Annotated in this window: 10 protein-coding genes and 1 other RNA gene; 2 read left to right on the top strand and 9 right to left on the bottom strand. The window is 46.9% G+C overall.

Annotated features, from left to right (window positions below):
• Window positions 1-14: 14 nt before the first annotated feature.
• The 9 genes from murD to rsmI all read right to left on the bottom strand — a co-directional run bounded on the left by murD (window position 15) and on the right by rsmI (window position 10,106).
• Window positions 15-1,328 (bottom strand): UDP-N-acetylmuramoyl-L-alanine--D-glutamate ligase, encoded by a 1,314-nt coding sequence (gene murD, locus EX191_RS09570; protein WP_006743234.1) that lies wholly within the window; start codon window positions 1,326-1,328, stop codon window positions 15-17.
• Window positions 1,329-1,367: 39 nt separating this feature from the next.
• A complete protein-coding gene (mraY, locus tag EX191_RS09565) occupies window positions 1,368-2,450 on the bottom strand; it encodes a phospho-N-acetylmuramoyl-pentapeptide-transferase (protein ID WP_005372931.1) in 1,083 nt (360 codons plus the stop codon).
• A complete protein-coding gene (locus EX191_RS09560) occupies window positions 2,450-3,814 on the bottom strand; it encodes a UDP-N-acetylmuramoyl-tripeptide--D-alanyl-D-alanine ligase (protein WP_193447644.1) in 1,365 nt (454 codons plus the stop codon). Before EX191_RS09560 ends, mraY begins: the two co-directional genes overlap by 1 nt.
• Complete coding sequence (gene murE, locus EX191_RS09555) at window positions 3,811-5,292, bottom strand: UDP-N-acetylmuramoyl-L-alanyl-D-glutamate--2,6-diaminopimelate ligase (protein WP_193447643.1); 1,482 nt, start codon at window positions 5,290-5,292, stop codon at window positions 3,811-3,813. The genes EX191_RS09560 and murE overlap by 4 nt, the downstream gene beginning before the upstream one ends.
• Window positions 5,293-5,354: 62 nt before the next feature.
• A complete protein-coding gene (locus tag EX191_RS09550; RefSeq protein ID WP_006743237.1) occupies window positions 5,355-7,148 on the bottom strand; it encodes a penicillin-binding transpeptidase domain-containing protein in 1,794 nt (597 codons plus the stop codon).
• Window positions 7,145-7,462: a cell division protein FtsL gene (gene ftsL / locus EX191_RS09545; protein ID WP_005396451.1), complete on the bottom strand. Its 318-nt coding sequence runs from the start codon at window positions 7,460-7,462 to the stop codon at window positions 7,145-7,147. The genes EX191_RS09550 and ftsL overlap by 4 nt, the downstream gene beginning before the upstream one ends.
• A 5-nt stretch (window positions 7,463-7,467) precedes the next feature.
• Complete coding sequence (gene rsmH, locus EX191_RS09540) at window positions 7,468-8,418, bottom strand: 16S rRNA (cytosine(1402)-N(4))-methyltransferase RsmH (protein ID WP_006743238.1); 951 nt, start codon at window positions 8,416-8,418, stop codon at window positions 7,468-7,470.
• A gap of 229 nt (window positions 8,419-8,647) precedes the next feature.
• Window positions 8,648-9,075, bottom strand: an RNA gene (gene rnpB / locus EX191_RS09535) — RNase P RNA component class A.
• A 167-nt stretch (window positions 9,076-9,242) separates the two neighbouring features.
• A complete protein-coding gene (rsmI, locus tag EX191_RS09530) occupies window positions 9,243-10,106 on the bottom strand; it encodes a 16S rRNA (cytidine(1402)-2'-O)-methyltransferase (protein WP_193447642.1) in 864 nt (287 codons plus the stop codon).
• A gap of 68 nt (window positions 10,107-10,174) precedes the next feature.
• Here rsmI and EX191_RS09525 point away from each other — a divergent pair, with 68 nt between their 5' ends.
• Together EX191_RS09525 and EX191_RS09520 are read left to right on the top strand one after the other, a co-directional pair.
• Window positions 10,175-11,986, top strand: coding sequence for a penicillin-binding protein activator (locus EX191_RS09525; RefSeq protein WP_048626628.1), 1,812 nt, complete (start codon window positions 10,175-10,177; stop codon window positions 11,984-11,986).
• Entirely contained in the window at window positions 11,973-12,341 is a 369-nt protein-coding gene (locus tag EX191_RS09520; protein WP_012842156.1) for a YraN family protein, read from the top strand. The genes EX191_RS09525 and EX191_RS09520 overlap by 14 nt, the downstream gene beginning before the upstream one ends.
• The last annotated feature ends 2 nt before the right edge of the window (window positions 12,342-12,343 follow it).

Below are 12,343 nucleotides of genomic sequence, written 5' to 3'. Positions count from 1 at the left end.
TGTGTAACCTTTAATTATGCATATTTCTGAGCAAGAGCAGCGAAAGCATCACCTCTTGCCATAAAGTTGTCGAATTGATCAAAGCTAGCACATGCAGGAGACAGCATCACCATATCACCTGGTTTTAACTGCGAAGATACTTGTTGAATCACATCTTCCATGGTGTCGAAACGTATTGCAGATTCATGCAGTGGCATAAAGTCATCGCCATCAGCGCCAAAGCAGCACAGTTGCAAGTTAAGCGTCGCGAAGATCGGTTTTAATGGCGAGAAGTCAGCACCTTTGCCAACACCACCAACGAGTAAGTAGAGCTTACCTGTCGACTCCAAACCAGATAGCGCAGCCATAGTGCTCGCAATATTAGTTGCTTTAGAGTCATTCACCCATTTTACGCCTTGATTATCCGCAACCACCTGGCATCGGTGTGTCAGTCCCGTGTAATTTTTAAGTGCATTCAATGCGTTGTGATAATCAACGCCCGCAGCCTTTAAGAGCGCTAAAACGACCAATGCATTGGATAAGTTGTGTTTACCAACCAACTTAAGCTCATCACTTGCGACGACTCGTTGACCGTGATCGAGCAGCCAAGTACGGTTGCCATCCACCTCGAGACCAAAGTCCTGATTGTCGCTGCCAAATGTCACCAATGGCATCTCTGCATCTGGGAAGGTTTCTTGATCATCACGGTTCACTACCGCAAGAGCAGCGTGGTCAAAAATACGCAACTTAGCTTGTCGATAGTCAGACATGCCTTGATAACGGTCCATATGATCTTCAGAAAGATTCAGAAACGCAGCGGCTTTGAGCTTTAAGCTTGACGTCGTTTCTAACTGGAAGCTCGAAAGTTCAAGCACATACAGGTCTGCGTCTTGTTCTAACAAATCCAGTGCAGGAACACCAATGTTACCACCAACGCCCACATCCAAACCTGCAGCCTTAACCATCACACCTGTGAGGTCGGTGACTGTGCTCTTACCGTTTGAGCCCGTAATCGCAATCACTGGTTTCTGCACCGCCCAGGCGAATAACTCAATATCACCAACTACTGTCGTGCCTTTTGCTAATACGGCTTGGATCTCTGGTGTCGCTAGCGCAATACCAGGGTTGGTCACGATAAGATCAGCGTCAGAAAGCCAGTCTGTATTCCAACCACCACTATGCAGTTGAACATCTTCCGGCAAACGCTCTGCACCCGGAGGGTTTACGCGAGTATCAATGACTTTGACCACAAGCTGTGGCTGATTTTTTCTTAGGTGTTTAACGACAGAGAGCCCGGTAATACCGAGCCCTACGACGACAACACTATGTATGTTTTGCCAACGTTCCATATTTGATCACACTGTAAATCTTGTTCTTGGAAAGTGCGATTAACGCACTTTCAATGTCGCAAGACCAATCAGAACAAGAACCATAGAAATAATCCAGAAACGCACGATTACGCGAGGTTCTGGCCAACCTTTCAATTCGTAGTGGTGGTGAATAGGTGCCATACGGAAGATCCGCTGACCACGCAGTTTGTATGAACCCACCTGTAGAATTACCGACAGCGTTTCCATCACAAACACACCGCCCATGATCACCAACACCAACTCTTGACGAACGAGAACAGCAATAGTGCCTAACGCGCCGCCAAGCGCTAGTGAGCCGACATCACCCATGAACACTTGTGCTGGATACGTGTTAAACCACAAGAAACCAAGGCCTGCACCGACGATTGCTGTACATACGACAACCAACTCAGAAGCATGTGGTAGGTATGGAATATGAAGGTATTCAGAGAAGTTAACGTTACCTGTCGCCCATGCAATAACCGCGAAGCCTGCAGCAACAAGAACCGTTGGCATGATTGCCAAACCGTCTAGACCATCGGTCAGGTTAACCGCGTTACTCGTACCGACAATCACAAAGTAAGTCAGGATAATGTACATCAAACCAAGTTGCGGCATGATGTCTTTAAAGAATGGCACCACGAGCTGAGTGGCTGCAGTGTCTTTACCGTAAGCGTACAATGCAAAAGCCACGACAAACGCGATCAACGATTGCCAGAAGTACTTCCAACGCGCGATCAAACCATCGGTATTTTTTCGCACCACTTTACGATAATCATCAACAAATCCGACTGCACCGTAGCCAAGCAAGACCGTCAATACCGCCCATACATATGGGTTGGATAAGTCAGTCCAAAGCAAGATTGTGATTGAGATGGCCGCTAAGATCATGATACCGCCCATCGTTGGAGTACCACGCTTACTAAAGTGAGATTCAGGACCTTCGTTACGTACTACCTGACCAATTTGCAGCATTTGCAAACGCTTGATCATGATTGGTCCCATCCATAATGACAGACCCAGAGCGGTTAATACGCTTAGAATTGCTCGAAAAGACAAGTATTCAAACAATCGAAAAAAAGACAGGTATGGCTGTAGCAGCTCGGCAAGCCAAATAATCATTAATAATACTCCTTCAAAGCAGCAGCGACTTCAAACATACGTGCACCGTTCGCTCCTTTCACCAAAATCGTATGGTTTTCAGGAACGGCTTGGTCTAGATGCTGCTTGATGTATTCAATCATCTCTTGGTGCGTCTCAAAATGAATGCCTTGGCAAAGCTCACTGATCACCTTGGCGTCTGCACCATATGTGAGAACATGTTCAAATTTTTGTGGGGCAGCATGTTCCCCGACTTGACGATGAAGTGCAAGACTTTCCTCGCCCAATTCCGCCATATTACCTAAAATCAGCCAGCGCTGACCTGGGAAAGCAGCCAATAAGTCAACCGCCGCTTTCATGGCTGGCACGCTTGCGTTGTAGCTGTCATCAATCAATTTGATTTTTTCGCTCAGCGCTTCAACCTCGACGCGACCTTTCACTTTGTTTAAATGTTTAAGGCCAGCGCGAACCTCTTCTAATGTGGCGCCCATTTGTAACGCAATAATAGAAGCTGCGATTGCATTCGCCACGTTGTGTTGACCTATAATACCCAGAGACAGTTCAATTTCTTGTGAGCTTGCTGCGATATGTAGGTTAAAGCTGGCCTCTCCCGCGGCATTCATCACGATATTTGATGCATAGTAATCAGCCGCAGAATTACTTTGTGAGAAGGTGATAACTTCCTTATCCGCCAGCACGCTTTCCCACTTTGTTTCGCCATTGCTGTCTAAATTGACAATCGCAATACTACCTGCAGCAAGACCTTGGTAAATTTCACCTTTGGCTTGTTTCACGCCATCAATAGAACCGAAGCCTTCAAGATGCGCGGCGGCTACATTATTTACTAACGCGATATCTGGTTTTACTAACTGCGTTGTGTAAGCAATTTCACCGATATGGTTAGCACCAAGCTCAATCACGGCATAATCGTCATCCTGCTGTGAGCGCAATAACGTCAACGGAACACCAATATCATTATTGAAATTACCTGCAGTAAACAGCACTTTGCCTTTCAATTGCAGAATGCTCGCGACCATTTCTTTGACGGTCGTTTTACCACAACTGCCTGTGATGGCAACGGTAGGTGTTTGGCAAGTTTGATGCACCCAAGAGGCTAACTCACCCAGTGCCATTTTGGTGTCCGACACCACGACTTGTGGCACATTCACATCTAGACGTTTTTGTACGAGTAAAGCACCAGCGCCTGCATCCACCGCTTGTTGGCAAAAGTGGTGCGCATCAAAGCGCTCACCCACCAGCGCAACAAATAAAGCACAGTTGTCAATCGCTCGTGTATCAGTAGAAACCGCGTCGATAAGTAGATCATCGCCGAATAGCTCACCGCGAGTGATGTTGGCAATTTGAGATAATGTTACTTTGATCATAAGGACAATCCTAAAAGCTGCATAGCGGACTCACGGTCGGAGTAATGAATCGTTTCGCCATTCCGAATTTGATAATCTTCGTGGCCCTTACCCGCTAACAAGATGATGTCGTTTGGCGAAGCATTCTCAACCGCATAAGACAGTGCTTTGAAACGATCATGCTGCACAATCGCTTCGGCAGGTTTTGACAGCCCGGATAACATGTCTTTTACAATCTGAACCGGATCTTCACTGCGTGGGTTATCGTCAGTCAACACCACTCTGTCGCCTAGACGCTCTGCAATTTCCGCCATCATTGGGCGCTTACCTGCATCGCGATCGCCTCCGCAACCAAAAATAGCCCACAGCTGCCCCTCACAGTGAACTCGTAAAGCTTGCAGCGCTTTTTCTAAAGCATCAGGAGTATGGGCATAATCGACCACGACTTTGGCACGGTCCTCTGTCTGGAATAACTCCATTCGGCCGAGTACAGGTTGCAACTGACCTGCGGTTTCGAGTAACGCTTGTTTATCCTTACCCAAGCTTAATAAGGTCGCAAAAGCGAGCATTAAGTTGGTTGCGTTAAACTCACCAATCAGTGGCGCGTGCAATTGACCTGAGCCAAATTTACCATCGAATTGGATAGTAATCCCCGACTCCGCGTAACGGACATCTGTCGCCCAAATTGCGCTTTCAAACTCAGTGTTCGGTTTGAGTGACACCGCAATCGCATTGCTTAACTGCGTCGCCCATGCATGACCGACCTCATCATCGATATTGATAATGGCACGTTCACATTGATGTTGTGTAAACAACCCCAGCTTTGCATTGGCGTACTCTTCCATCGTGCCATGATAATCTAGGTGATCACGACTTAGATTAGTAAACACACCCGCCGCAAACGACAACGCCTTGACACGGCCTTGCGTTAAGCCATGAGAAGAGACTTCTAGCGCGGTGTATGTGGCGTGTTGATTTGCGAGAGAGGAGAGCGTTTTCTGAATTTCTACAGCATTCCCTGTTGTATTCGCGGCTTGCTGTAAATTGTCGAGAAAACCATTTCCCGTCGTGCCCATCACTGCCGCTTTGTGGCCAAGTAGCTCTAGCCATTGTGCAATTAGCTGAGTAATGGTGGTTTTGCCGTTGGTGCCGGTGACACCAATCAAATCCATATCTGGGTAAGCATAGAGCTTTCCAGCGATTGCAGATAAACGTTGATCCAACGTATCGAGGTAAATAACGGGAACGTCATCGATGATTTCCACCGTGCCGTGTGCTTTTACCTCACAGGCTTGCGCTAGAACCGCATTGGCGCCTTGCTCAATGGCAGAAGCAATGAAGTTACGCCCATCCACAATATGGCCAATCACCGCAACAAACGTGGTTCCAGGCTGAACTCTTCGGCTGTCGAGCTCCAATTCAGAAACAAGAACGGACGATAAGCTAGGGCAATCCACCCAAGGGGAAAGCAGCACGTCCATACTGATGGCTTTAGTCATATTTGTTCTCCGAGCTTTGGCTCAGGTTTTCTTAATTTTGTTTGCTCAGTAAGCCACTCGGCTTACTGCTGGAATTTATTTTCGTCTGGTGCAACATTGAGTATTTGTAGCGCGCCTTTCATGATTTCAGAGAAGACAGGAGACGCTACCGAACCACCATAGTAATCATCACCTTGAGGCTCGTTTACGATCACAACCAATGCAATTCGCGGATCGCTAACCGGAGCAAGCCCTGCCGTATAAGTGATGTACTCATCGCTGTATCCACCTGCAGACGCTTTACGTGAGGTACCCGTTTTAGCTCCCACTCGATAACCAGGAACTGCCGCTCGACGAGCTGAGCCTCCTTTTTGGGTTACGGTTTCCAGCATGTCCAAGACCTGGCGTGCGTACTTTGCACTCACTACTTGGCGCGACATGTCATGATCATTGCTTTCGATAATATGGATTGGCTCGTATTTGCCGAGATTTCCAAGCGTCGCATAGGCATGCGCTAACTGGATTGGCGTTATCGATAGACCATAACCAAACGCAATCGTGGCACGTTCAATAGGAGACCATCGTGTTCGTGTCGGGAAGATACCAGTCACTTCCCCAACGAGGTTCAGACCAGAAAGCTCACCAAAGCCCACAGAGCTGTACAGACCGAGCAGCGCCTCTACTGGCATTTGCATTGCCAGCTTCGTCACACCGATGTTACTCGATTTTTTGAGGATCGTGGTCAAGCTCGCTTTACCCACGCGGGATACATCTCTTACTCGGCTACCACCTAAACGAAGTACACCATTACCGGTATCTACGATGGTATCTTTATCGGCTACCCCATTTTCTAAGGCGGCTAAAATAACGAAAGGCTTAATGGTGGAGCCTGGCTCCATCGAGTCCGTGATCACTCGGTTACGCATTTTATAGCTTTGCCAGTCGCTACGATTGTTAGGGTTGTAGGAAGGCGCATTCACCATGGCCAATACGGCGCCGGTTTTCACGTCCAACATAACAACGGAGCCAGACGTGGCGCGATGGTCCGCAACGGCTTGTTTAATCGCACGATAAGCAATCGCCTGTAGGCGCTGGTCGATTGTCAACTGGAGTGACTTACCTTCTTGCTTGTCTTGCCACGCAATGTTTTCTACGACGCGACCATAACGGTCTTTACGAATGGTTTTCTTACCTGCGGCGCCAGTAAGCCACTCATCGTAGCTACGCTCAACACCCTCTAGACCATGCCCATCAATCCCCGTCACCCCAACTAAGTGAGCACTAACCTCACCGGCAGGATAGTAACGACGAGATTCTGACTTAAGACCCACACCAGGCAGCTTTAGCTCACGAATATAGTTCGCCATGGCTGGACTCACTTGGCGCTGCAAGTAAATAAAGCGGCGCTTTTCATTGTGCTTGATCTTGTCTATCAACCCTTGTCGGTCAACACCAAGAACATCCGCTAATGCATACCAACTCTTGGTCTGGCTTAAGGCATTTTCTTTAAATATCGTCGCGGGATCCGCCCAAACGGCCTCAACAGGCACACTGACAGCGAGCGGCTCACCATTTCGGTCCGAAATAATACCGCGTGCAGAAGGAATGGATTTCACACGAACCGAGCGTAGGTCACCTTGTTTAATCAGGTTATCCGGTTCAATGATTTGAATATAGGCTACGCGCGCCACCAAAAGTGCAAATGCACAAAAGACAAAAAACAGTAATAGATGGAAGCGCCAACGAATCAGAAAGGATTCTTCAACCGCCACTTTCACTGCTTTTTTCTCGGTTTTCGTATCCCCCGAAGCGTTTTTTTCTTTCGCGACAGGTTTACGCTTGTTGCTTGGTTTCGTGTTGGTTTTCTTTCTAATCATTTGAGCGTGACAACCACTTCTTTATCGCCATCAGGTCGTTTCATTTCAAGTTCTTTTTTGGCAAGGTCTTGAACACGACTGTGTTCCGCGAGGGCCGTTTCTTCCAACATCAGGTTGCGCCATTCGCTATCTAAACGCTCTCGTTCAACCAAAGTGTGATCTTTTTCGGTGATCGCTTGACGCGCATGGTGGGTAGCAAATACCACTCCCATTGCCGATGCCACGATCAATAGCAACAACACTAATGGCCAGCGACCAACGGTGATAAGATCCGTTGCAATCAACTTAGCAAGGTTAGGAGTGGGTTTCGTCATAATAATTAAAGCTTTTCTGCAATTCTTAGCACAGAGCTGCGCGAACGAGGGTTCATTTCAATTTCTTGTTTGCTTGGCTTAATCGCTTTGCTCACCGCTTTCATATTCGCACTACCAAGAGCACGAATTTGCTCTTCAGTCATTGGAATGCCGTGTGGCACTTCAGGTCCTTTGCTCTCTTTACGGATAAAACGTTTGACCATACGGTCTTCCAGAGAGTGGAAACTGATGACAGATAAACGACCTTCAGGAGCCAGAATGCTTGCCGCACCTTTTAGTGCCGTATCAATTTCTTCTAACTCACTGTTGATGTAAATACGAAATGCCTGGAACGCACGAGTCGCAGGGTGTTTTTTCTCTTTAAAGCTTTTGGGTGCAGCATCTGAGATCAGCTTCGCGAGCTGGCCAGTACGTACCAGTGGTTCATTTTCTTCGTCTTCACGGTAGGCAACAATCGCTTTGGCAATGCGGCGCGCGTGTTTGTCTTCACCAAACTCACGAATCACCCAAGTAATATCATCTAAGTCAGCTTCCATTAGCCATTGAGATACGGGAATACCTGATGTTGGGTCCATACGCATATCTAGCGGGCCGTCTTTCATAAAGCTAAAGCCACGCTCTGCGTCGTCTAACTGCGGAGAAGAAACACCTAAATCCAGTAGAACGCCATCAACTTTGCCAACCAAGTCATACTCTTCAGCATACTCAGCAATACCAGAAAATGGACCATGAATGATGGTGAAGCGAGGATCATTGATTTTGCCTGCTTCAGCTATCGCTTGAGGGTCACGATCGATACTGTACAGTCGGCCGTTTTCTCCGAGTTTAGATAGAATAGTCCGGCTGTGACCGCCACGGCCAAATGTTCCATCGATATAGATACCGTCTGGTTTGATAGCTAAGCCATCAATGGATTCATTTAATAACACGGAAATATGTTGGAAGGTTTCGGTCATAGCTTTCTCGTTGAATGATCTTGAAGCGATTTTAAGATATGTTGCTCTCTCATGCTGAATATTTATAGCAAAAGATCAACCTACCATAGTGTACTGATTTCCCACATCATCGCCACCTCAAGTCTAAAGTCAGACGTGATTTAACGCCAAGTTTATTGGTAATGACAGGGTTTGCGTCAATAAAATGCAAAAAACCCATCACTACAAAAAGTAGTGATGGGTCTCGAATAGTTGGAGTCGACACATAAGCCGGGTTCTGTTCCGCTTGCGCGGCGGTAGCCATTCGTCTAGGCCAGCAATCGCTCACTGGCTCAAGCAACCTACCCGCCTCCTTACGCGAGCAACGCAATGTGGAGGCCTATTTGGTCTTGCTCCGGGTGGAGTTTACCCTGCAACGAACTATTGCTAGTCGTCCGGTGCGCTCTTACCGCACCCTTTCACCCTTACCTGTGCCCTAGGGCCATCGGCGGTCTTCTCTCTGCTGCACTTGTCGTAGGCTTGCGCCTCCCAGGCGTTACCTGGCACCCTGCTCTATGGAGCCCGGACTTTCCTCCCCTTTACCAGTCTCCCGAAGGACGTCAACGTCAGTCTCCCAAAGGACTTCAACGTCAGTCTCCCGAAGGACATCAGTAAAGCAGCGACTACCCAGTCAACTCCGAGGGCGGATTGTATAGAGTTATCTACTCAGAGTCTAGTGAGATCACAGATATGATGAAATGAATGCATTGAGTGGTGTTTTTTTAACCTAACCATCAAACATTGAGCCTAAAAAAGGCCGATATTTTCACATCGACCCGCTTTACCATGTGTCTCGTTAGCAGTGCTTAGTCTAAGTTTTCTAAGCCCCACTTATACAACGCATTCTTCTTCAAGTTATGAATTTCTGCCACCAAAGCCGCTGCTTTTTTCAAAGGCAGCTCTTTGGTTAAAACCCCTAATGTACGCAAGGCATCATCTGGCAATGAATCGTCCGCGGTTTCGCGGTGACCATGTACCAATAATACCATTTCGCCACGCTGTTGGTTATCGTCACTTTTCACCCACTCAATTAACTCACCTAATGGCATACCTTGAATGGTTTCAAAAGTTTTCGTTAGTTCTCTCGCCAACACGACTTCTCTATCTGGGCCAAGAACGTCTAACATGTCTTGTAGAGAGTCCAAAATACGGTACGGTGACTCGTAAAAAATACACGTACGCTCTACCGAAGCAATCTCTAGGAATTTATCCTTACGGCCTTTGCTTTTCGGTGGTAAAAAGCCTTCGAAGCTAAAGCGATCGGATGGCAAGCCTGATGCACTTAACGCCGTAATGACCGCGCAAGCACCAGGAAGCGGCACAACTCTAACGCCCGCTTGACGACATTTTGTCACCAAATGGTATCCTGGGTCGCTGATAAGTGGCGTACCAGCGTCAGAAACTAACGCGATAGACTGACCGGAAAGCAGCTTTTCTACCAAAACCTGTGCTTTTTGCTGCTCATTATGATCATGCAGAGCAAAAGTTTTGGTTTGAATATTGAAGTGAGACAGTAATTTACCCGTATGTCGAGTATCCTCAGCAGCAATGATGTCCACCGTCGACAGAATTTCGATAGCACGTTGGGTGATATCCGCTAAATTTCCGATTGGAGTCGGTACGATATAGAGAGTTGGCCCCTCATTCGGCAACTTATTTTTATCTGTCATTTGTTTACCATCACTTCAACGATTAATATAGAGACAATTTTGTACAAAATTATAGAGAACTCACGGCAATGATTAACCATAAGAGACTCAGTGTACCACGCATACTTACTCCTGTTGCACTAGCAATTACGCTCGCCGCCTGTTCTTCAGGTCCAAGACAGCCTGATGGCGTTGATGTAACACTTGAGCCTACTCAGTCTGTTCAGAACTATATGATCCAAGCTGATAGCACGGAAGGCAGTTTACAAAATGACTGGTTGATCATGGCAACCAAAGCCGCTATTCAAGCGAACCAGTTTGATCAAGCAGAACTGTTGATCAAACGTCTGGCTCGACAACAGTTGACCGAAGTTCAGCAAGCGGAGTGGCAACTGGCGCGTGCGACCATACAGCAAAAGCAAGGCAATTACTCGCAGTTGCTGCAATTGTTAAACTTTAAACCTTGGTGGAAATTGCCAAACGAGCAATGGAAAGACTATTACTTGATGCGTGCCGACGCTTATCAAGGCCTTAACCAAGCGTTTGAAGCAAACCGCCAGCTGGTTGCATTTGGTCAATACGCCTCGTCAGCAGAGCAGAGGGAAATCTCTAGCCGTATTTGGATGAACTTTGGCAGCTACTCAGAATATGAACTCACCTCATTAGAAACAGAGCCGAATGAGGATGTTCTAGACGGCTGGCTTCAGCTGGCTGTTTATGCAAAAACGCTATCGGGCAACCTGTCCCAACTTAAAAATACGCTAGAGCGCTGGTTAAGCGAAAACCCTTCGCACCCTGCTGCTATCTACACACCAGAAGAGATTCAAAACATTCTCTCTCTTGATATCGTGAAGCCAAACAATACTGCTTTATTGCTGCCGCTGACGGGTAAGTTCTCGCCACAAGCGCAATTAATTCGTGATGGTTTTGTGTTTGCGATGATGAATGATCGTAATCGAGATCCTAGTGCAACACTTACGGTGATTGACACCAATGCGTATAACGCTGACCAAATTAAACAACGCTTGATCAATGAAAACATCGATTTTGTTGTTGGCCCTCTAGAAAAAGAGAACGTGGAGTTGTTACACACAACCATGGATGGCTCAGCAAATGGCCCTACCATTCCAGCCCTTGCGCTAAATATTCCCGAGGATGTGCAACCAGATAGCAATATTTGCTACTTGGCATTATCACCGGAACAAGAAGCCGCACAAGCTGCAAAACACTTGTTCAGCGAAGGCTACAACTTCCCTCTTATTCTTGCACCAAAAGGCAGCTTTGGAGAGCGTGTAACTGAGGCTTTCAACAAAGAATGGCGAAAGTACAGCTCTAACAAAGTCGCAGCAAGTTACTTTGGTGACAAGCGCCAACTTCAAAAAGACATCAATGAAGTATTTGGCCTGCAAGAGAGCAAGCAGCGTATCGCCCAGATGCAATCATTAATGCGAATTAAGCTTGAAACACAGCCACGTAGCCGTCGTGATGTTGATGCGGTTTATATCGTAGCTAGAAGCACTGAGCTGACTTTGATCAAGCCGTTTATCGAAGTAGCGATTAACCCTGATGCGAAAGCACCACAAATCTTCTCTAGTTCGCGTAGCAACAGTGGCGGCGCGACATACGAAGATCTAACAGGCATCATCTACAGTGACATTCCATTGCTGATTGACCCAGATCCTAGCGTGACCGCTGAAATGAACGAGCTTTGGTCAGAGCAATCTAACATGGAAAAACGTTTGAAAGCACTCGGTATGGATGCATATAAATTGATCGGTGAACTTCCACAAATGAAGGTCGTTCCTGGTTACTCAGTCGGTGGCCAAACCGGTATTTTAAGTATCGACAACAACTGTGTTGTACAGCGTGAATTGAGCTGGGCTGAGCGTGGGGCTCTTTAGTAAGCGCCAAATCGGAAATCAATATGAAGCTCTGGCGAAGCACTATTTGCAACGCCAGGGCTTGCGCTTTATTGAACAAAATTTCCTGACCAAGGTCGGTGAGATTGATTTAATCTTCCAACAAGGTGAAACTATTGTGTTTGTTGAAGTCAAATATCGTAAGAACGATCACTTTGGCTCAGCAGCAGAAATGGTAACGCACGCAAAAATGCGCAAGCTAATCAAAACTGCACAAGTTTGGCTTAGCCAACAAAAGCGCTTAAAACACAATATCGATTATCGGTTTGATGTCATCGCTATTCATGACAATGGGCGAGATATCAACTGGATAGAAAACGCAATCTCTGAAGGATAAGC

The organism is Vibrio chemaguriensis, assembly GCF_012275705.1.
Classification (GTDB): Bacteria; Pseudomonadota; Gammaproteobacteria; order Enterobacterales; family Vibrionaceae; genus Vibrio; species Vibrio diabolicus.
The sequence above is the reverse complement of the archived record's forward strand: the minus strand, read 5'-3'. Positions and strand labels throughout refer to the sequence as shown.

Coding starts and splice junctions, on each gene's coding strand:
- murD (WP_006743234.1), bottom strand. CDS start 1,328: ATGGAACGTTGGCAAAACATACATAGTGTTGTCGTCGTAGGGCTCGGT.
- mraY (WP_005372931.1), bottom strand. CDS start 2,450: ATGATTATTTGGCTTGCCGAGCTGCTACAGCCATACCTGTCTTTTTTT.
- EX191_RS09560 (WP_193447644.1), bottom strand. CDS start 3,814: ATGATCAAAGTAACATTATCTCAAATTGCCAACATCACTCGCGGTGAG.
- murE (WP_193447643.1), bottom strand. CDS start 5,292: ATGACTAAAGCCATCAGTATGGACGTGCTGCTTTCCCCTTGGGTGGAT.
- EX191_RS09550 (WP_006743237.1), bottom strand. CDS start 7,148: ATGATTAGAAAGAAAACCAACACGAAACCAAGCAACAAGCGTAAACCT.
- ftsL (WP_005396451.1), bottom strand. CDS start 7,462: ATGACGAAACCCACTCCTAACCTTGCTAAGTTGATTGCAACGGATCTT.
- rsmH (WP_006743238.1), bottom strand. CDS start 8,418: ATGACCGAAACCTTCCAACATATTTCCGTGTTATTAAATGAATCCATT.
- rsmI (WP_193447642.1), bottom strand. CDS start 10,106: ATGACAGATAAAAATAAGTTGCCGAATGAGGGGCCAACTCTCTATATC.
- EX191_RS09525 (WP_048626628.1), top strand. CDS start 10,175: ATGATTAACCATAAGAGACTCAGTGTACCACGCATACTTACTCCTGTT.